Here is a 19,729-nt window from a genome sequence, read left to right on the forward strand (position 1 = left end):
GCGCGGTCGCGGATCGCGGGTCGAGCGGCCTACTGGACGCATGACCGACACCACCGCGTCCGACCCGCTGCTCGAGCACCACCTCGGCGACCTGCCCGTCGTCGCCGCCGACGGCCGGGAGACCCTCGTCCACCTGGGCCGTGTGAGCGCCGTCGGCGACTTCGACCGGCCGGGCGAGTTCGACGTGCCGCCCGCCGAGCCGGTCGTGCTCGTCGGCGACGTCCCGTGGGAGCTCCGCGACGCCGAGTGAAAGCGTGCGTCGCACGACGAGGACTGACGGGTCAGCCGCCGCGGCGGTCCGCGTCGATCCCGCGGACCGTCTGCGTCTGCGGCAGCCCGCACCGCGCGCACTCGCGGCGGAGGACGACGTCGATCCGGTCCGGCAGCTCCCGGCCCTCGTCGACCTCCCCGTAGAGGTGGATGCGGCGCTCCTCCAGGATCTCCCACCGCGTCCAGCGGTGCCGGTGCCGGTCGGACACGACGCCCGGGCGCGGGGCGGCGGCCTGCGCCGGCGAGGACCCGGATCGCCCGCCGACGATCGCGGCGATCGCGATGCCGATGAGCACGATCACGCCGAGCCCCGCGATCAGCTCGAGCAGCGCACCCACTCCGGGAGTAGACCACGCCCGCCCGGGCGCTTTCACGGATCAGGACGGATTTCCGACATGCCGCCTCCGGAGTCCCAGGAGGCGGCGTGTCGTTGAATCCGTCCTGATCGGTGAAACCGGCTAGCGCGCAGTGGCGAGGATCGCCTCCGCCACCTGCACGGCTCGCGGGGTGTTCTCGATCTGGATCGCCGTCGAGCCCAGCGTGAACAGGACAGTGCACGGGGTGCTGCCGGAGCCGCAGTTCGACAGGGCCCGCTCCCCCGACGCCAGGCCCTCGAGCCGGATCGGCCGGAGGTCGCCGCGCTGCGCCGAGTCCGTCGCGATCTCATCGACGGCCCACGCCTGCTCGGGTCCGACCGTGACCGACGCCAGCTCGGTCGCGGACGAGTACCGCGCGTCCTCGACGACGCAGACCGAGTCGCCGAGCCGCAGCTCGGCGGCGCCGAAGAGCGAGTCGACCTTCGGGTCCGGTGGGAAGTCCGTGCTGACGCGGGTCCGCTGCACCTTCAGGGCGCCCTCGAGGTCGACCTTCGTCAGGTAGTTCGTGCACGGCGCCGCGCTGTCGGCGGGCACATGGTCGGGGAACCGCAGCTGCGCCGCGCTCGCGTCCTGCACGGTGCGGAAGACGGTCTCGACGGCGGGCTTCAGCCCCGCGAAGACCTGGTCGTCGGTCTCCTTCGCGAACGCGCTCGTCCCGCCCTCACGCGAGCCGGTGAGCAGGTCGACCCGGACCCAGCTCGAGCCGACGGCCGCGGTCGCCCCGCAGCCCGGGTCGCCGCAGGTCGCCGCGGCGGAGATCCCCGCGAACGTCCGACGCTGCTCGGTCGGCGCATCGCCGTAGAGCGCGCCGGTCCACTGGTTGGCGGCGCCGGGGAGGATCGAAACGGTCAGCGTCGCGATCCCGGTCTCCGAGTTCGGCGGCCCGGCCCGCCACGAGCAGCCGAGCCCGCCGGCGCCCTCGAGCGCCTTCTGCCCCGTGATCGAGCCGTCGACCGTGCTGACCGGCAGCACGACCCAGTCGTCCGCGGGCTGCCCGGCGGCGAGCGCCCGGACGATCTCCGCCTTCGGCACGAGATCGGCACAGCTCAGCGGTGCGGCGGAGGGCGTCGGCGACGGGGACGGCGTCTCGGCGCTCGCCGGGGCGACCGACGACACCGCGGGTGCGCCGGCACCGGCGGAGCACCCGGCGGTGCCGAGCGCCACCAGCAGGGCGACGGCGACGGGTCCGGCCCATCGGGACCGGACGGAGGAGTGGAGCGGGCTCATGTAGAGGACTGTCCGCTCGGCCCCCTCCGGTTCCCCGATCAGGACGGATTCCGGGACACGCCGCCCGGGGCGCGCGGCGGACGGCGTGTCGCCCGATCCGTCCTGATCCGGGAAGCGCTCAGGCGAACCAGCGGCGCCAGCGGGACTCCGGCGGCGGGTCCTCCCCCAGCATGCGGGCGGCGGAGGCGATGTCCTCCGGCGTGAGCAGGGTGACCGCATCGGCGTCGAGCGCCCCCGCGTCGAGGTCGGCCCCGGCGAGCCGCATCGCCTGCCGGTTGATCGCCTGCTCGAACAGCGTGCGCGCGAAGCGGGCGTTCCCGGAGTCCTCCCCGCGCCGCAGCCCGCCGAAGACGCGGTGCAGCACCTCGCCGACGCCCTCCGCCAGCTCGTACCGGTGGTCGATCACGATCGTCCCGAAGATCGCCTCGAGCTCCGCGGTCGAGTAGTCCGGGAAGTCGATCTCCCTCGCGAACCGCGACCGCAGCCCGGGGTTCGAGAGCAGGAACCGCTCCATCAGCCGCGGGTACCCGGCGACGATGACGACGAGCCGGTGGCGGTGGTCCTCCATCCGCTTCAGCAGCACCTCGATCGCCTCGGGGCCGAAGTCCATGCGGCCCTCGCCCTCCGGCGAGAGGGAGTACGCCTCATCGATGAACAGCACCCCGTCGAGCGCCCGCCGGATCACCCGGTCCGTCTTGATCGCCGTCGAGCCGACGTACTGCCCGACGAGCCCGGCGCGGTCGACCTCGACGAGGTGCCCCTTCGACAGCAGCCCGACCGCGCGGTACATCTCGGCGAGCAGCCGTGCGACCGTCGTCTTGCCGGTGCCGGGGTTGCCGAGGAAGACGAGGTGCTGGGAGGTCGCGGCCTCCGGCAGCCCGTGCCGCTTCCGCTGTGCCTGCACCTGGAGGAACGCGACGAGGCCGCGCACCTGCTCCTTCACGTCCGCGAGCCCGACGAGGCCGTCGAGCTCCTCGAGCAGCACCGGCAGTGGCCGGGCGGGCGCGGGGCGGTCGAGGACGCCGCCGACGACCTCCTCCACCTTCTCGAGCCCCGGGCGCTGCAGCTGCTCCCGGAGCCGGTCCGTCGCGTAGCGGACCACGGGGTTCGAGCGGGAGGGGCGTGCCACGCGCGGAGCCTAGGCGTCGCGGCGGGGAGGATGGCGCGGGCCGGACGGGAGGACCGTCGACCCGCGCCACCGCCGTCAGTACGGGAGCCGCGGATGCGTGGGGAGGCCGCCGCGGCCGTCACGCGCCCGAAACGTCCCTCCGCCACCCTGGCCCGATGCCGTACTCGCTGTACCTCGCCGGCCCGGAGGTCTTCCTCCCGAACGCGCGCGAGGTCGTCGACGAGCAGCGGCGCGTCTGCCGCTCGGCCGGCCTGACCCCGATCTCGCCGCTCGACAAGGGCGACGGCCCGGGCGACCAGACCGTCAGCCGGCAGGACAGAATCTTCGCGGGCAACATCGCGCTCATCCACGCCGCTGACGCGATCGTCGCGAACGTGCAGCCGTTCCGCGGCCCCGATCCCGACGCCGGCACCGCGTTCGAGGTCGGCTACGCGCACGCCCTCGGCAAGCCGATCTACCTGTGGGCGGAGGACGTCGCGTCGAACCGGGAGCGCGTCGAGCGCGCGTTCGGCCCGCTGCACCGGCGCGCGGACGGCATGCTCGCCGACCGCGACGGCCTCATGGTCGAGGACTTCGGCGGCCCGGTGAACCTCATGCTCGTCTCCCCCGCGACGGTCGTGCTCGGCTCGTTCGCCGCCTGCATCGCCCGCGTCGCGGAGGACGTCCGGATCCACGTCTGACGACCGCGCGCGAGGTTCGCGGATCCGGAGATCCGGCGCGACACCCCGAGCAGCGGACCCGAATCGCGGCGTGTCGCCGAGGATCTCCGGATCCGCGAGCGGCCCCGCCTCAGGAGGAGGTCGAGTCCGCCTCCGCGAGGGACGAGCCCTCCTGCTCCCCCTCCTCGGCCACGTCCGCCGGCACCCGCACGGTGAGCGCGCCGGGCGCCACGGTCACGACCATGCCGAGCGCCTTCCCCAGCGGGTCGCCGTCGAGCTCGATCTCCTGCGGGTGGTCGAGCCGCACGCGGAACTCCTGCCCGCGCAGGTAGTTGATCGACTTCACCTCCCGCTCGCGGAACCGGCGCCCGAGCTTCGTCCGCCGGACGACGCCGTTCTCCCAGAGCACCTTCACGAAGACCTGGATCCAGCCGACGAGCTCCTCCGGCCGCAGGATCACGACGTCGAGCTGCCCGTCGTCGACCGCGGCCTCCGGCAGCAGCAGGATGTTGCCCGGCAGCGAGCCCGCGTTCCCGACGATGACGGTGTTCACCCGCATGTGCCGCACCTCGCCGCCGTCGAGCGAGAAGCGCGCGCGCAGCAGGTTGTCGCCGCGGAGCACGGTCGCGAACGCCTTCACGTAGGCGAGCCAGCCGACCTTCGCCTTCAGGTCGTCGTCCGTCGCGCTGAGCATCTTCGCGTCGATGCCGAACCCGGCCATGACCAGGAACGCGTGCTTCGAGTGCCCGCCGTCGGCGCGGCGGATGTCGATCAGGCCGGCGTCGATCGACCGGTCGCCGCCCGAGAACGCGGCGTGCACCGAGTGCTCCATGTCGTTCAGCGTCAGCGACAGGTTGCGGGCGAGGAGGTTGCCGGTGCCGGAGGGCAGCAGCGCGAGGGACGCGTGCGTGCCCTGCAGCGCCTCCGCGACCTCGCGGACGGTGCCGTCGCCGCCGGCGGCGAGCACCATCGTCGCGCCGGCGTCGAGCGCCTGCCGCGCCTGACCGCCCCCGGCGTCGTCCTCCGAGGTCTCGTACCAGAGCGAGGGCTCCCAGCCCGCGGCGCGCTCCTCCGCCTCGACGACGGGCCGGAGGTCGTCCAGCTCGACCTTCACGGGGTTGTAGACGACGGCGGCGAGCTTGCGCCGCCCGGTCTCAGAGGAGTCGCTCATAGGTCAGAGCACTCTGCTGCATGCCGGCTGCACGGAACACCCCCCACGACTGGGTGTCCGCTGCACAGGTGCTCGAGTCCTCACGTGCTGCAGGGCGAGCGGCCGCGCCCACGACCGCCGTGCACGGCGGCGGACCCGCACCACCAGGACGCGGGCCCGCCGTCGCTCGCGGTCAGTGCCGCGGGTGGTGATGGTGCCGCGGGAGGACGATCACCGTGCCGACCATGCCCATCGAGTCGTGCAGCGCGCAGATGTAGTGGTACGTGCCGGGCTTCACGAACCGGACGCGGAACGTGGCGCCGGGTGGCTGGATGCCGGAGTTGAGGTCCCCGCCCCGGTAGTGCCGCGGATGACCGGAGGGCGCGAAGACGTCCGTCGGCTCCTTCCCGAAGGTCACGGCGTGCGGCGCACCCATCCCGATGTTCGCGAACGTCACGGTGCGTCCCGCTCGAACGCGCACGGTGGGCCGGACGAAGCGCATCAGCATCGCCTTCCCGTCGTCGTTGCCCTCGATGACCCGGCGGTGCGTCGCCTGCTGCTTCGTCGCCGCCCAGAGGCGGTACCCGTCGGCCAGCACGGCCTTCGCCTGGTGCGCGGCCTGGCGGTCGTACTGCGCCTGCGTGAAGGGCAGGTGGGCGTGCCGCGGGCGGACGTGGACCGTCCCCTTCATCGCCTTGCCGTGGACGATGCACCAGTAGGTGAAGGTCCCGGGGCGCCCGAACGACAGGCGGTAGTCGCGGACCGTCGGCATCCCGAGCACGGGCCCGCGCTCCGTCGTGAGCACGCCGGAGTTGAAGTAGTGCCCGGGGCGGTATCGGTCACCGCCCTGCCGGAGCGTGTCGAGCGGGTCCTTCGGGTCGAACGGCTTGAGCGCCTGATGCCGCGCGAGGAACGTGACGGTGTGGATCTCCGTCGAGCCCGCGGTCCAGCGGATCGCGTCGCCCGAGTGGATCCAGATGTTCGATGGCAGGTAGCGCATGCCCTGGATCGCCTTGTCGGGCGACTCGTTGCCGACCTGGACGCTCCAGGTGGTGTGGTGATGGTGGCCGTGGTGCGCGGGCGTCGGCAGCGCGGCACCCGTCACGGTCATGGGAAGCACGAACGCGGCGAGCGCCGTGACGAAGGCGGTCAGCAGTCGCAGCCCTTTCGGCTGCGACTCGACCGATGAGGTGGTGGTCATGGTGCGACCTTTCTGATGTGGAGACCGGTCGTGCCGGCGGTGGCTGGGATGGAGCGCGACGGATCGGCGGCACTCCGTGACGGGATCGGAGGGCGGCGGAGGCGGGCGGGCAGGACGGAACAGGCGCACGAGGACACCTCGAGGTCGGCATGGGCGGCGAGGGGTGCCCGCGGAACCCCTCCCGCTGCGCACCCCGTTCGGACCCCGTCACGGTCCGTCGGGGCGTCCGGGACGACCACGGACTTAAGGCCCGCTCATCGCCCGCGTCCAGCGGGCGGTCGGCAGCCGACGCGGGCCCGCACCGCGTACCGTCGCTCGGGTGAGCACCCTGCAGCAGGTCGGCGACAAGGACGGCTGGCGCTGCTGGCTCTGCGACGAGCCGGTCGACCCCGACATGAGCGTCAACGACCCGCGCGGTCCGAGCATCGACGCGGTCGTGACGAACGCGAAGGCGAAGAAGGGCGCGCCCGCGCAGGAGCGCCTCGCTCACCGCGCCTGCAACACGCGCAAGGGCGCGGTGAAGGCGGTCGTGCCGTGGCGGTCGGACCTCTTCGTGGTCGACCCCGCGCCGATCGTCGACGCGGTCGAGCGGCTCTCCCGCAAGGGCGGGAAGGAGGTCGTCGCCCGCTGCCCGAGCCGCGACGACGCCGAGCAGGCGAGCGAGTGGCTCCTCGACCGGCTCTCGCGCCTCGCCCCGGACACCGCGTTCTCGACGGAGGTCAAGCCGGGCGGCGGGCAGTTCCTCCTGGCGCTCGTCGCCCGCTGACGACGGGCTCCCCGCGACCTCCGGCCGGGGGCGATCTGCGCGCGACGAGCCCCCTCCCGTAGGCTCCCGGCGTTCGGCAGGCGGGCTCGGAGGTGCGGACGTGGGGGCACCGCAGGAGCTGATCGCCGGTCGCTACCGCCTCGAGCGGCGCATCGCCGCCGACGGCATGGGCGTCGTCTGGGAGGCGCGGGACGAGCTCCTGCGGCGGACGGTCGCGGTGAAGCAGCTGCGGACCACCGCGGGCGTCCCGGAGGACGAGGCGGACCTCGCGAAGCAGCGGGCGATGCGTGAGGCCCGCATCACCGCGCGCCTGCACCACCAGCACGCGGTCCCCGTCTTCGACTCGGTCGAGCACGACGGCGAGCCCTGCCTCGTCATGCAGTACGTGCCGTCGGAGCCGCTGTCGGCGGTGATCAAGCGGCGCGGGGGGCTGCCCGTCGCGGAGGTCGCGCGCATCGGCGCGGAGGTCGCCGACGCGCTCGCCGCCGCCCACGCGCTCGGCATCGTGCACCGGGACGTGAAGCCGGGGAACATCCTCATCGCCGACGTGGACGGCTCGGCGATGCTCAGCGACTTCGGCATCTCGCACGCCCTGGGCGACGCGACCCTCACCTCGACCGGCTTCATGCACGGCACGCCCGCCTACCTGGCGCCGGAGGTCGCGCGCGGCGACGAGTCGACCTTCGCCTCCGACGTCTTCTCCCTCGGCTCGACGCTCTACGCGGCGTCCGAGGGCCGGCCGCCGTTCGGCGAGGAGCCGAACTCGATCGCCGTCCTGCACCGCGTCGCGGTCGGCGGGTTCCAGGCGCCGACCGACAGCGGCCCGCTCGGCCCGCTGCTGCTGCAGATGATGGCCTCGGAGCCGGACGACCGGCCCACGATGCAGGAGGTCGCGCGTCGCCTCGCCGCGCTGCACGCGGACCTCGGCGAGGAGCTCGTGCCGACGCTCCCGCTCGCGGCCCGCGAGCAGGCTGCGGAGGACGACCCCGACCAGCCGACCGCGTGGGTGCCCGTCGAGCACGACGCTCCGGCGACCCTCGTCGCCGAGGCCGTGGCGACGCCCGAGGACACCCCTGCCGCCGAGGAGCCGGCTCCCGCGGACACCGCGTCGCACCCGACCGGGCCGCGGGCCGCGACCGCTCCGGTGCCTCGCTCCGCACCGCCTCCCCCGGCGGAGGCCGGCGACGCCGGGAACGGCGGCTCGGACGACCGGCCACGCCGCCGCCGGGCGGTCGTGATCGGCGTGCTCGTCGCCGTGGTGCTGCTCGCCGCGCTGGCGGTGGGCCTGCTGCTCCTCATCCGCCCGGGGGCGCCCTCGACGGGCATCCGCTCCCCCGCCGCGGGCCCGTCGGCGTCCACATCGGCGCCGGCTGCCTCGCCCTCGGCGACGCCGTCCGCGTCCACCCCGTCCCCGACGCCCTCCACCCCGTCGCCGCCCCCGTCGTCATCGAGCCCGGCGCCCACCCCCTCCTCGACGCCGAGCACGAGCAGCGGGAACGGCACCGCCACCTCGCCAGTCGCCGCGATCGAGCGCTACTACACGCTCGTGCCGGGGAACACCGACGCCGCGTGGCCGCTGATGACCGCCGACTACCAGCAGAACCACGCGGGCGGCCGGGCCGCGTACGACGAGTTCTGGGCGCAGGTCCGCTCCATCCGGGCGACGAACGTCCGGCAGATCGGCCCGGACCAGGTCGAGGCGACCCTCACCTACACGCGCGCGAGCGGCGTCGAGGTGGACGACACCACGTTCCGGCTCGTCCGCGAGGGCGGCGTGCTGAAGATCGCCGACTCCGCCGTTCGCTGACGACCGAATCGCGGCGCCAGGACCTCCGCATCCGGGCGGGCGGAGGATGACCCGGTGACCGAGGATCCCCGCCTGTTCGTCGTCCGCGACTTCGCGACCGAGTCCGGCGCGGTGCTGCCGGAGGCGCGCCTCGCCTACCGGACATTCGGCTCGCCCGACGCGCCGCGCGGCGCGGTCCTGGTCCCGTCGCACTTCATGGCGGGCTCCGCGGACAACGACTTCGTGATCGGCGACGGCCTCGCGCTCGACCCCGCCGAGTTCTTCGTGGTCGCGACCGAGCTGCTCGGGAACGGCGTCTCGTCGTCGCCGAGCACCACGCCGCCGCCGTTCGACGGTCCCCGCTTCCCGGTGACGACGATCCGCGACTCGGTGGCGCTGATCCGGCGGCTGCTCGTCGAGGAGCTCGGCGTCGACCATCTCGCCGCGGTCGTCGGCTTCTCGATGGGCGCGATGCAGGCGTTCCAGCTCGCCGTCAGCGCGCCCGGGTTCATCGACCGCGTCGTCGCGCTCGCGGGCACGGCCCGGTGCACACCGCACGGCGTCGCCCGCCTGGAGGGGCAGCTCGCGGCGCTGTTCGCCGACCCGACCTTCGCGGATGGTGACTACGCCGAGCAGCCGGCGACCGGCATCCAGGCCTTCGGCACGGTCTGGGCGGCGTGGCTGTACTCGCAGCAGTGGTGGCGGGACGAGCTGTGGCGGGAGTCGGACCCGGACGCCACCTTCGACTCCACGATGGCGGCGTTCCGCGACGACTTCCTCCCGGGCGCCGACGCGAACGACGTCGTCCTCCACTGCCGCACCTGGCAGCAGCACGACGTCGGCACGACGCCCGGCTTCGACGGCGACACCGCCGCGGCGCTCGCCTCGATCACCGTTCCGGTCCTCGTCATGCCGGGCGCGACCGACCTCTACTTCCCCGCCGACGACGCCCGGCTGGAGGCGCGGAGCATCCCGCAGGCGACGTTCCTCCCGATCCCGTCGCTCTGGGGCCACCCGGCCGGCGCGGGCGAGGCCCCTGCGGACCGCGACTTCCTCAACGACGCGATCCGGCGGTTCCTCGCGGGCGAGGCGATCCCGGAGGCGGAGGACCTCTCGCGGGGCCGGGGCGAGATCGAGAGGACGGACGACGAGCCCGTCCGTCGGCCCGCCCCGGGAGGCGAGGCCGTCGGCTAGCGCCCCCGCATCTCGAAGCGCTTCGTCACGGCGCGCTCGACCAGTCCGATGCCTCCGTAGAGCAGAACGGACACCCCGACGATCACGACCGATTCCGACCACAGCGCGTCGAATCGCGAGGCCGCGTAATCCTGCACGAGCATGCTGCCGAGCCCTTCACCGGTGGCGAGCCATTCGGCGAGCGTCGCTCCGGCGACCGCCCCGGGCACGGCGACGCGAGCGGCCGCGAACAGCGCCGGGATCGCGTACAGGAGACGCACCCGGGTCATCACCTGCGCGGTCGAGCCGCCCATCGACAGCACGACGTCGCAGGCGAGCGCCGGCGTCGATCGCAGCGCGGTCGCGACGGTGACGAGCGTCGGGAAGAAGGTGACGAGCGTCACGATCACCGTCACACCGCCGAGGCCGCGCCCGAACACCAGCGCGAGCAGCGGCGTCATCGCGACGATGGGGATCGAGCGCATCACGATCGCGATCGGCATCACGAACCGTTCCGCGCCGGCGCTCGACACGATGAGGACCGCGATGCCGCTGGCGAGCACGGTCCCGACGACGTAGCCGAGCCCCGCGTCGCGCAGCGTGATGAGCAGCCCGTCGAGGATGACGGATCGATTCGCCGCGGCCTCCGAGTCGGACAGCAGGTAGCCGAGCACGTCGACCGGCGTCTTCGCGAAGTACGGGCTGAGCCCGAATGCCGCGATCACGCCCCACCAGACGGCGACGACGACGGCGATGGAACCGAGCAGGCCGAGCACTGCCGAGCCGGCGTTCCGAGCGGTGGCCAGGCCCGCCTCCGCTTGGATGTCCTGCCCGACCGCCGTCGAGACCTCCTTGCCGACCCACGGCGTGAGCAGCGCGCCGACCCGGCCGGTGCCCCAGTACACGACGCCGGCGAGCGCTGCCATCGTGAACGCGACGCCCCAGGCCCGCGGGATCTGGAACGCCGACTGCGCCTGCACGAGCAGGACGCCGAGCCCCTCGTTGGCGCCGAGGTACTCGCCGAGGATCGTCCCGAGAACAGCGGCCGGCGCCGCGATCTGCAGCCCCGCGAAGAGGCTCGGCAGCATCGCCTTCACGCGGGTCCGCCGCAGGATCTCGCCCTCCGTGCCGCCCATCGAGCGGACGAGGTCGATCATGGTCGAGCTGACCGATCGCAGCCCCAGCACGCAGGCGACGAGCGTGGTGAAGAACACCGAGATCGCGGCGAGGATCTGCTTGGGGACGTCGTCCGGGAACAGCACCGTGAGGATCGGCGTGATCGCGACGAGCGGGACGCAGAAGGTCACGACGGCGACGCGCATGAGCACGCGCTCGGCCCACTCCACGCGGACGAAGACGACGGCGAGCACGATGGCGAGCGCGTTGCCTGCGACGTAGCCGATCGCCGCGTTCCGCAGGGTGGCCAGGATGTTGACCGGCCAGATGGAGAGATCACCGATCCACGCCGTCGCGACGGCCCACGGGGTCGGGACGACGCGGATGGGCGCGAGCAGCAGCGCCGCGACGGTCCAGAGCACGAGCACGACGGCGAGCGGCGGCAGGAACCGCAGGCGCCGCAGCCGCTGGAACCCACCCGGCCGCGGCATCGGCACGGCCGTCATGCGGCAGGTGCTCGGACGTCGCCGAACAGGCCCTGCGACAGGTGGTCGCAGTACGCGTGGAACTCGGGCGTCTGCATGACCTCCGCGGTCCTCGGCCGAGGCATGTCGATGTCGACGACCTCGACGACCCGGCCCGGCCGGGCAGCCATGAGCACGACCCGGTCGGCCAGGAACACGGCCTCGCTGATGCTGTGCGTGACGAGGAGGGAGGTCGTCGACCGCTCCCGCCAGATGCGCTGCAGCTCGAGGTTCAACCGGTACCGCGTGACCTCGTCGAGCGCCCCGAACGGCTCGTCGAGCAGCAGCGCGTCCGGCTCCATCGCGAGCGCTCGAGCGAGCGAGACGCGCTGCCGCATGCCCCCGGAGAGCTGCGACGGCTTCGCCCGCTCGAAGCCGGTCAGCCCCACTAGGTCGACGAGGTCCCGAACGGCGGCCTTATCGACCTTGCGGTGCGAGACCTCGTACGCGAGGGCGATGTTCCCCACCACGTCGCGCCAAGGAAGCAGGGCGGCGTCCTGGAACGCGACGCCGACCTTGTGAGCCGTTCGTGCCGCGCCCGGGGCGGCGCCGTGCAGCAGCGCCGTCCCGGAGGTCGCCTCCTCGAGGCCCGCGAAGATCCGGAGGAGCGTCGACTTGCCGCAGCCCGAGGGCCCGAGCAGGGCGGTGAACTCCCCCTCCTTCGTCACGAGGTCGATGCCGTCGAGCGCTCGGACGGCGGCACCCGACGCCCCGAACTCCTTCACGACCTCCTCGGCGACGAGGCCGAGACGGTCCGCTGGTGCGGCGGTCACGCCTTCCACTCCCCGGACGCCCGCAGACGCACGATCTCCTCCTTCATGGCGGTGCTGCGCCCGGGGCGCTCGTTCGCGAGGGTCGCGCCGTCCTCCCAGAAGTCGTCGACCGACCTGCCCTCGAGCTGTCCTCGGCGGGTGTGCACGTCGATCGCGTAGTCCGGGATCTCGAACGGGTGGTCGGAGGCGTTGATGAGGTGCATCGTGAGGTTCGCGTACTCGTCGCTCGTGCGGTCCTTGACGCGCTCGGCGAGGAACCGGATCGCGTGGGTGGCGAAGAGCCAGCGGTCGCCGAACGACCGGTCGAGACGCGTGTGCATGTCGTACAGCGCGTTGACGACGACCGGCTCGCTGAAGCTGCCGTCGCCGACGTCCTCGCAGCTGATGACGCAGAGGCGGGACCACATCATCTCCTCGAGCGCAGCGCTGCTCTCGAACATCTCTCGGCCGACGAGTAGCGCGAGCTGCGTGTCGCCGCGGCGGATGGACTTCTGCAGGGTGGAGATGAGCTCGTCGGCGGCGTAGCCGCGCTTGCTGGTGACGAGGGTCCAGGGGTCTTCGGAGAAGTGGACGGGCATGGCGTGTTCCTGTTCGTGAGGAGGGGTGCCGGGGCGACGCGGCGCGGCGCCGCCCCGGCGGATCGAGTGGGGACGGGTGCTAGTCGAGCGTCGGTCCGTCCTTGTAGATCTCCGAGAGGAGGGAGGTGTCGAAGAGCGCGTCGAGATCGCCGGAGATCTTCTCCGAGCGCATCGTCGCGATGTTCTGCGCGATGCCGGCCTTGCTCATCGTGAGGAGCCCGTCCTCCGTCGTCCCGCTCGTCTTGATGAGCGGCACGAAAGCGGCCGCCTGCAGCTTCTGCTGCGCGAGGTCGAGCTTCTGGTTCTTGCCCGGGCCGTCGACGACGTACTGCGCGGAGGCGTCCGGATCGGCGATGGCGTCCTGCCAGCCCTCGGCCACGGACTTCACGATGCCTTCGACCGCGGCGCGCTTCGTCGGGTCCTTCAGCGCCTCCTTCGTGGTGAACAGCACGTCGCCCCACAGGTGGTACCCGTAGTCGCTCATCGGGAACACCTTCGTGTCGACGCCCTGCAGCTTGAGGGTCACGGGCTGGTTGTTCGAGAACGCCTCGAACGCGTCGCACTGGCCGGACACGAGCGGCGACGGGTCGAAGTCGGCGTTCACGTACTCGACCTTCGACTTGTCGACGCCGTTCGCCTTGAGGATGCCGTCGGTGATCGCCACGCCGGAGGTCTGCACGCAGAAGCGCTTGCCCTCGAGCTCCTTGAGCGTGTTCACCGGCTTGCTCGCGAGCGACATCACGCTCATGGGGTTGATCTGCAGGGTCGCGCCGACGATGACGAGATCGGCGCCTTCGTTCACGGCCCGGGCGATCGTATCGACGGACGACAGCCCGACGAGCGCCTTGCCGCTCGCGACGAGCGGCTCGACCGTGGTGGTCGGTCCGCCCGGCTTGATCGTGATGTCGACACCGTTCTTCGCGTAGTAGCCGTTCTTCTCGGCGAGGTAGGGGCCGCCGTTCTCGCTGTTGGCGATCCAGCCGAGCTGGAGCGTCGCGGGAGTCGGGGAGGAGCTGGTGCCGGCGGCCGAGGTGCCGGCGGAGCAGGACGAGAGCGCGAGCACGGCGGCGACGGCGCCCACGAGGGCGGTCGTCGTCCGCGCCCGGCGGGATCGGGAGATGGACAGGAGGGAGGTCATGGTGGCCTTCGCTGTGAGGAGGTGTGCGGGATCACGGATGCAGGTGCACGCGTTCCGGGCACGACGCTGTCGCCGTGCGGAGAGGCGCGGCGATGCGCAAGAGAGAGGTCGGCGCACCGATGCGGCGCGGCGCGAGAGAGCGCTCGCGAGGGTGCGGCAGCGACCGGTCCCCGACGGAGGGGACGGTGGATCGAGCGCGAGCCTGAACGGCTCACGGCGACGTCAGCGGACGGCGGGCGCTCGGCTGTTCGAGAGGCGCCACGATCCGCAGTCCCCCTCGGGGAAGCGGTGTGCGGGCATGTCGACCTCTCGTCTCGGGGTGGATCCGCGAGGACTGTAGCCGGACGCTTCGGGCGGTGCGCAAGCCGCCGCCGCTGTTGTAACAGCCTCGAAACGCGCTGAAACACCGGGTTCACACCGCCGCGTCTAGCCTGCCTCCGGACGCACCTGGAAATACGACATGCGGTCGACGGCCTCCGTCGGCGTGACCCGTAATCGCGACATTCCGCGTCCGCCTCTCGATGTCGTGATCGAACGGAGCAGCCATGTCGTACGCCGTCTATCTCGCCGGCCCCGAGGTCTTCCACGCCGACGTCGAGGCGATCGCGGAAGCGCAGCGGAGCGTCTGCCGCGCCTACGGTCTCGTCCCGATCTCCCCGGCCGACAAGGGGCTCGAGGACGGTGACCAGTCGCTCGCGGCGGACGATCGGATCTTCGCCAACAACATCGAGATGATCGAGCGGGCAGACGCGGTCGTCGCCAACATCGATCCGTTCCGGGGCCCCGATCCGGACGCGGGCACGGCCTTCGAGGTCGGCTACGCCCACGGCCGAGGCAAGCCGATCTACGCCTGGACCGCGGACACGGCCACAGCCGCCGAACGCGTCGAGCGCCTCCACGGCCCGCTCCACACCAGGGCCGACGGCGCGCTCGCCGATCGGGACGGGTTGATGGTCGAAGGCTTCGGCGGCCCGGTCAACCTGATGCTCGTCTCACCGGCCACCGTCGTCCTCGGCACGTTCGAGGACTGCATCCGTCGCGTCGCCGCAGACATCGCCGCCCGTGCGTGACGGCGGCTCGATCGCCGCACTGCATGCGGTGTACCGCTCCGGAGCCGCGTCCGCGGAGTCCGTGATCGGCGAGCGTCTCGCGGCGATCACCGCGGACAGGACGATCCGGGCCGTCGTCGACCTCGACGTCGAGGGCGCCCTCGCGAGCGCCCGCGCCCTCGACACCGCACTCGACGCGGGCGAGCCGCTGGGACCGCTGCACGGCCTCCCTGTGACCGTGAAGGCGTCGTTCGCAGTCGCAGGCGCGACCGTTTCCGTCGGCATCCCGGACACGGCCGTTCGCGCCGAGGTCGACGCGCCCGCGGTCGCCCGGCTCCGCGCCGCCGGCGCGGTGATCCTCGGGTCGTCGAACGTGCCGCCGATGCTCGACGGCTTCCACAGCGACAGCCCGCTCGGGGGGCGCACCGTCAACCCCCGGGATCCGTCGAGGACGCCGGGCGGCTCTTCGGGCGGCGCAGGCGCGGCGATCGCCGCGGGCTTCTCGGACGGAGACATCGGCAGCGATCTCGGCGGCTCCATCCGGGTGCCCGCTGCGTTCTGCGGCGTCGTCGGGCACCGTCCGTCCCAGTTCGCCGTGTCGAAGCGCGGCCATCTCCCGTGGCCGCTCGACGCGCTCGTCGAGCCGCCGCTCTCGGCGGCGGGGCCGATGGCGCGCACCGTCGCCGACGTGCAGCAGCTGTTCGAGGTGCTGCTGCGCGTCGATCCGGAGGCGACCGGCATCGCGCCGGTGACGCTCGCCGAGCTGCGGGGTCTCCGAGTCGGCGTCTGGCGCGATGAGCCCGGCGCCGAGTGCGACCCGGAGGTCGACGCGGTGCTCGACTGCTTCGTCGCCGCACTCGCCGACGCGGGGTGCGTCCTGGTCCCCCTGTCCGGCACGGTGCTCGGGCGCCCGCAGTCCGCCGACCTGTTCGATCGGCTGGTCGCCGTCGAGCTCGCCTTCACGAGCGACGGCGGCGCGTCGATCGGTCAGGTGTGGGCCGACTGGGAAGCGCAGCGCGGCGTCCGTGCCGAGTGGGCGGCGACCGTCGCGGATGTCGACATCGTGATCGCGCCGGCGGTGCCCGTCGTCGCCCCGCTGCACGACGAGGTGCAGGCCGATGCGGAGCTGCGCCGGCGCATCACGCGCTGGAGCGCCATGACGAACCTGGCAGCCGTGCCGTGCACGGTCCTCCCGGTCGGCCTGGACCCCGTCCACGGCATGCCGGTCGCGGTCCAGGTCATCGCGCCGTTCGGTCGTGACCGCGACGCGTTGGTGATGGCTCGCGCCCTGCAGGACGCGGGGCTCGCTCCGGCTCTCGCACCCGGTTCCGTGCTGCTGAGCTGAAGCGAGCAGAACGCGGCGCACGAACGCACCGGACGAGCCGTTCGGCCGGCCGGACGAGACTGGTCTGGTGACCGACGACGACCTGACCGCGCTCCGCGACCGCTGCGATCGGCACCTCACCGGGCACGGCCCGGTCCGGGCGGCCGACCTCCTCGCGACGATCCCGGCCGACACCGAGGTCGACGTCTACGGCGACGGCGGCGTCGTCGCGGCGCTCGAGGCGGAGGTCGCCCGCCTGCTCGGCAAGCCCGCCGCGGTGTTCCTGCCGAGCGGGATCATGGCGCAGCAGGCGGTGCTGCGGGTCCACGCCGATCGGACCGGCCGCCGCACCGTCCTCTTCCACCCCACCTGCCACCTGGCGATCCACGAGGACGGTGCGCTCGAGCGCGTCCTCGGCCTGCACGGCCGAACCGTCGGGGACCCGAACCGGCTCATCACGCTGGAGGACCTCCGGGCCGTCGCTGAGCCGCCGGCCGCCCTGCTGCTCGAGCTGCCGCAGCGGGAGCTCGGGGGCCTGCTGCCCGACTGGGACGACGTGCTCGAGCAGGTCGCCTGGGCGCGCTCGCGCGGCGCGGCCGTGCACTGCGACGGCGCCCGGATCTGGGAGGCGTCCGCCGGCTCCGGCCGCTCCCCGGCCGAGCTGGCCGAGCTGGCCGAGCCCTTCGACAGCGTCTACGTCTCGTTCTACAAGGGCATCGGGGCGCTCGCAGGCTGCTGCCTGGCCGGCGAGGAGGACGTGGTCGCGGAGGTCCGGGAGTGGCGCAAGCGCCTCGGCGGCACCCTCTACGGGCTCTGGCCGGCGGCCGCCTCCGCGCTGACGCTGCTGCCGCAGCGCCTCGCCCGGATGCCCGAGTACCTGGCGCACGCCCGCGCGATCGCCGCGGCGCTGTCCGACGTCGACGGCGTCCGCGTGCTGCCGGACCCGCCGCAGGTGCCGATGATGCACCTCCTGCTCGCCGCGCCGCACGAGCAGGTGCGGGCGGCGGTGCGCCGGATCGCGGAGACCCGCGGGATCTTCACCTTCCGCGGCATCGGGACGACGCAGGACCCGGGCGTGCAGCGGGTGGAGCTGAGCGTCGGCGAGGCGACCATGCGCCTGACGCCCGAGGAGGTCGCGGCCGTGTTCCGGGAGCTCGTCGACGGCCTCGCACCCCGGCGCGCCAGCGGCGATGATGGACACGAGCCGGCTGCGCTGCCCGCGGCGGACGCACCGAGGGAAGAGGCACCGTGATCGAGGCGCTGACGGGGACGGGGCTCGCCGCCGCTGCGGGCCTGAACGCCTACATCCCGATGCTCGCGCTCGGGCTGCTCTCGCGGTTCACCGACGTCGTGACGCTGCCCGCCGGCTGGTCGTGGCTCGAGAACCCGTGGGCGCTCGGCATCCTCGGCGTCCTGTTCGTGGTGGAGGTCGTCGCCGACAAGGTGCCCGCCGTCGACCACGTGAACGACATCGTGCAGACCGTCGTGCGTCCCGCGGCGGGCGGCATCGTCTTTGGCTCCGGCACGGCCTCCGAGACGCCGGCGATCAGTGACCCGGGCGGCTTCCTCGCCTCCGGCGGCTGGGTCCCCGTCGCGATCGGCGTCGTGCTGGCGCTGACCGTGCACCTCGGCAAGGCGGGCACCCGCGCCGTCGCGAACACGGCGACGGTCGGCGTCGCCGCTCCCGTGCTGAGCACCCTGGAGGACGTCTCGAGCGTCGCGCTCGTCGCCGCGGCGATCCTCCTGCCGGCCCTCGTCGCCGTGCTGCTGATCGGCCTGGTGGTCGGGCTCGTGGTCGGGCTCGTGCTCCTCGTCCGCACTGCGCGTCGCCGCCGCGCCCGACGCCGCGCCCCCGGCCTCGCGCCGACCGGCTGACGCTCGTTGCACGGATCAGGACCGACCGCGCGACACGCCGCAGGTGGGACGCCGTAGGACGGCGTGTCGGCAAATCCGTCCTGATCCGCGCAAGGTGGCGCGGCCCCCGACTCGAAGCAGCGGGTTCGTCAGCCGATCGGCGGGGTCGGCGGGCCGCTTCGGCAGCCGCTCCTATGCTCGTCGGGCCATGGACGGGTGCGGGAGAGCGGCGTGAGCGAGCCCGGCGACCGGATCGCGGACCGCTACCTCCTGACCCGGCGCATCGCCGCTGGCGGGATGGGCGTCGTCTGGCAGGCCGAGGACGAGGTGCTGCGGCGGACCGTCGCCGTGAAGCAGCTGCGGGTCGGCGCCGCGGCGAGCGAGGCGGACGCCGCGCTCGCACGGCAGCGCGCGATGCGGGAGGCGCGCATCACCGCCCGCCTGCACCACCCGCACGCGGTCTCGATCTTCGACGTCGTCGACCACGACGGCGCGCCCCACATCGTCATGCAGTACGTGCCGTCGGAATCGCTCGCGGCGGTGCTCCGCCGCCGATCGGCGCTGCCGGTCGAGGACGCGGCGCGCATCGGGGCGGAGGTGGCCTCGGCGCTGCAGGCGGCGCACGCGCTCGGCATCGTGCACCGCGACGTGAAGCCCGCGAACATCCTGATCGCGCAACCCGGCGGCGAGGCGCTGCTGACCGACTTCGGCATCTCGCACGCCGCGGACGACGCGGCGCTGACCTCCACGGGGATGCTGTCGGGCACCCCGGCCTACCTCGCACCCGAGGTGGCCCTCGGCGGGGAGTCCGCACCCGCCTCCGACGTGTTCTCGCTCGGCTCCACGCTCTACGCCGCCGTCGAGGGGCGGCCGCCCTTCGGTGACGAGGCGAACGGCATCGCGGTCCTGCACCGCGTCGCCGCCGGCTCGTTCACGGCGCCGACGCGCAGCGGCGCGCTGCAACCGGTGCTGCTGCGCATGATGCGGCCGGATCCCGACGAGCGCCCGACGATGGCGGAGGCGGCCGCGGCGCTCAGTTCGGTGGCGACGCAGCAGGCCGGCGCGGACGCCCCGACGGCGGTGCTCGTGCCGGAGGGCGACGGTGACGACGCGACGCAGGCGTTCGGCGAGGCGCCGACCGAGCAGGACCGGGCCGCGGCGACCTTGATCGCTCCAGCGGCGGCTCCAGCGACAGCGACGACCGCTGTGCCCGCTGCCGACTTCGCGCAGCCGACCGCCGCGCCGACCGTGCGATTCGCGGCCCCGTCTGAGGAGGCAGCTCCCCGGCGTCGTCGGCGGGCGCTGCTCTGGCTGATCGGGGCCGCGGCCGTGCTCGTCATCGCGATCGCGGGCTTCGGCCTGCTCCGCGGCGGCGCCTCGGGCGGTCCCGCGCCGGCGCAGAGCACGAGCAGGCTGGCCGTCGCGGTGCGCTCCGCGACGCCCAGCGCGTCGACGCCGACGCCGACCGCCACCACCCCGACGGCCTCCGCGCCGGCGTCCGCATCGACCGCACCCGTCGGGACCGGCGGTCAGGGGAACGGCACCGGCAAGGGCAAGGGGAACGACAAGGGCGACAAGGGCGGCAAGGGGAAGGGCGGCGGGAAGGGCCCGAAGGGCGGCTGATCCCCGACCCCG

Annotated in this window: 19 protein-coding genes; 10 read left to right on the forward strand and 9 right to left on the reverse strand. The window is 73.4% G+C overall.

Annotation, left to right across the window (positions count from 1 at the left end; all coding sequences use genetic code 11):
• The first annotated feature begins 40 nt into the window (after positions 1–40).
• A complete protein-coding gene (locus CLV52_RS10580; RefSeq protein ID WP_133766306.1) occupies positions 41–250 on the forward strand; it encodes a hypothetical protein in 210 nt (69 codons plus the stop codon).
• A 31-nt stretch (positions 251–281) separates the two neighbouring features.
• Here CLV52_RS10580 and CLV52_RS10585 read toward each other — a convergent pair whose 3' ends face one another.
• The 3 genes from CLV52_RS10585 to CLV52_RS10595 form a co-directional block, all read right to left on the reverse strand.
• The gene (locus tag CLV52_RS10585; RefSeq protein WP_133766307.1) at positions 282–608 is read right to left on the reverse strand and encodes a hypothetical protein; all 327 of its coding nucleotides are present in this window, start codon (positions 606–608) and stop codon (positions 282–284) included.
• A 120-nt stretch (positions 609–728) separates the two neighbouring features.
• Complete coding sequence (locus CLV52_RS10590) at positions 729–1,874, reverse strand: hypothetical protein (protein ID WP_133766308.1); 1,146 nt, start codon at positions 1,872–1,874, stop codon at positions 729–731.
• A 118-nt stretch (positions 1,875–1,992) separates the two neighbouring features.
• Positions 1,993–3,003: an AAA family ATPase gene (locus tag CLV52_RS10595; protein WP_133766309.1), complete on the reverse strand. Its 1,011-nt coding sequence runs from the start codon at positions 3,001–3,003 to the stop codon at positions 1,993–1,995.
• 155 nt (positions 3,004–3,158) lie between these two features.
• On the opposite strand from CLV52_RS10595, the gene CLV52_RS10600 reads away from it, so the two are divergent.
• On the forward strand, positions 3,159–3,683 hold the full coding sequence (locus tag CLV52_RS10600) for a nucleoside 2-deoxyribosyltransferase (protein ID WP_133766310.1): 525 nt from the start codon (positions 3,159–3,161) through the stop codon (positions 3,681–3,683).
• A 109-nt stretch (positions 3,684–3,792) separates the two neighbouring features.
• On the opposite strand, the gene CLV52_RS10605 is transcribed toward CLV52_RS10600, so the two are convergent.
• Together CLV52_RS10605 and CLV52_RS10610 are read right to left on the reverse strand one after the other, a co-directional pair.
• Positions 3,793–4,833 carry a diacylglycerol/lipid kinase family protein gene (locus CLV52_RS10605; protein WP_133766311.1) on the reverse strand — a complete coding sequence of 347 codons (1,041 nt, stop codon included), beginning with the start codon at positions 4,831–4,833 and terminating at the stop codon, positions 3,793–3,795.
• 172 nt (positions 4,834–5,005) lie between these two features.
• Entirely contained in the window at positions 5,006–6,013 is a 1,008-nt protein-coding gene (locus CLV52_RS10610) for a cupredoxin domain-containing protein (protein ID WP_133766312.1), read from the reverse strand.
• Positions 6,014–6,332: 319 nt separating this feature from the next.
• On the opposite strand from CLV52_RS10610, the gene CLV52_RS10615 reads away from it, so the two are divergent.
• From CLV52_RS10615 to CLV52_RS10625, 3 genes are all read left to right on the forward strand, one after another.
• Positions 6,333–6,779 (forward strand): hypothetical protein, encoded by a 447-nt coding sequence (locus CLV52_RS10615; protein WP_133766313.1) that lies wholly within the window; start codon positions 6,333–6,335, stop codon positions 6,777–6,779.
• 100 nt (positions 6,780–6,879) lie between these two features.
• Complete coding sequence (locus CLV52_RS10620; protein WP_133766314.1) at positions 6,880–8,586, forward strand: serine/threonine-protein kinase; 1,707 nt, start codon at positions 6,880–6,882, stop codon at positions 8,584–8,586.
• Positions 8,587–8,640: 54 nt separating this feature from the next.
• Positions 8,641–9,759 (forward strand): alpha/beta fold hydrolase, encoded by a 1,119-nt coding sequence (locus CLV52_RS10625; RefSeq protein ID WP_133766315.1) that lies wholly within the window; start codon positions 8,641–8,643, stop codon positions 9,757–9,759.
• Here CLV52_RS10625 and CLV52_RS10630 read toward each other — a convergent pair.
• The 4 genes from CLV52_RS10630 to CLV52_RS10645 form a co-directional block, all read right to left on the reverse strand.
• Entirely contained in the window at positions 9,756–11,360 is a 1,605-nt protein-coding gene (locus CLV52_RS10630) for an ABC transporter permease (RefSeq protein WP_133766316.1), read from the reverse strand. The genes CLV52_RS10625 and CLV52_RS10630 overlap by 4 nt on opposite strands.
• On the reverse strand, positions 11,357–12,151 hold the full coding sequence (locus CLV52_RS10635) for an ABC transporter ATP-binding protein (protein ID WP_246018074.1): 795 nt from the start codon (positions 12,149–12,151) through the stop codon (positions 11,357–11,359). Before CLV52_RS10635 ends, CLV52_RS10630 begins: the two co-directional genes overlap by 4 nt.
• Positions 12,148–12,729 carry an AAA family ATPase gene (locus CLV52_RS10640; protein WP_133766318.1) on the reverse strand — a complete coding sequence of 194 codons (582 nt, stop codon included), beginning with the start codon at positions 12,727–12,729 and terminating at the stop codon, positions 12,148–12,150. The genes CLV52_RS10635 and CLV52_RS10640 overlap by 4 nt, the downstream gene beginning before the upstream one ends.
• Positions 12,730–12,808: 79 nt before the next feature.
• Entirely contained in the window at positions 12,809–13,867 is a 1,059-nt protein-coding gene (locus CLV52_RS10645; protein ID WP_133766319.1) for an ABC transporter substrate-binding protein, read from the reverse strand.
• Positions 13,868–14,412: 545 nt separating this feature from the next.
• Between CLV52_RS10645 and CLV52_RS10650 the strand changes: the two genes are divergently transcribed.
• The 5 genes from CLV52_RS10650 to CLV52_RS10670 all read left to right on the forward strand — a co-directional run bounded on the left by CLV52_RS10650 (position 14,413) and on the right by CLV52_RS10670 (position 19,717).
• Complete coding sequence (locus tag CLV52_RS10650) at positions 14,413–14,937, forward strand: nucleoside 2-deoxyribosyltransferase (RefSeq protein ID WP_133766320.1); 525 nt, start codon at positions 14,413–14,415, stop codon at positions 14,935–14,937.
• Positions 14,938–14,965: 28 nt separating this feature from the next.
• Complete coding sequence (locus tag CLV52_RS10655) at positions 14,966–16,261, forward strand: amidase (RefSeq protein WP_162850812.1); 1,296 nt, start codon at positions 14,966–14,968, stop codon at positions 16,259–16,261.
• Between the two features lie 67 nt (positions 16,262–16,328).
• The gene (locus CLV52_RS10660) at positions 16,329–17,492 is read left to right on the forward strand and encodes a threonine aldolase family protein (RefSeq protein ID WP_133766322.1); all 1,164 of its coding nucleotides are present in this window, start codon (positions 16,329–16,331) and stop codon (positions 17,490–17,492) included.
• Entirely contained in the window at positions 17,489–18,115 is a 627-nt protein-coding gene (locus CLV52_RS10665; protein WP_211342677.1) for a DUF4126 domain-containing protein, read from the forward strand. Before CLV52_RS10660 ends, CLV52_RS10665 begins: the two co-directional genes overlap by 4 nt.
• 210 nt (positions 18,116–18,325) lie before the next feature.
• Entirely contained in the window at positions 18,326–19,717 is a 1,392-nt protein-coding gene (locus tag CLV52_RS10670) for a serine/threonine-protein kinase (protein WP_133766323.1), read from the forward strand.
• Positions 19,718–19,729: the final 12 nt, after the last annotated feature.

The sequence above is a fragment of the Amnibacterium kyonggiense genome, from assembly GCF_004364555.1.
GTDB classification, from domain to species: Bacteria; Actinomycetota; Actinomycetes; order Actinomycetales; family Microbacteriaceae; genus Amnibacterium; species Amnibacterium kyonggiense.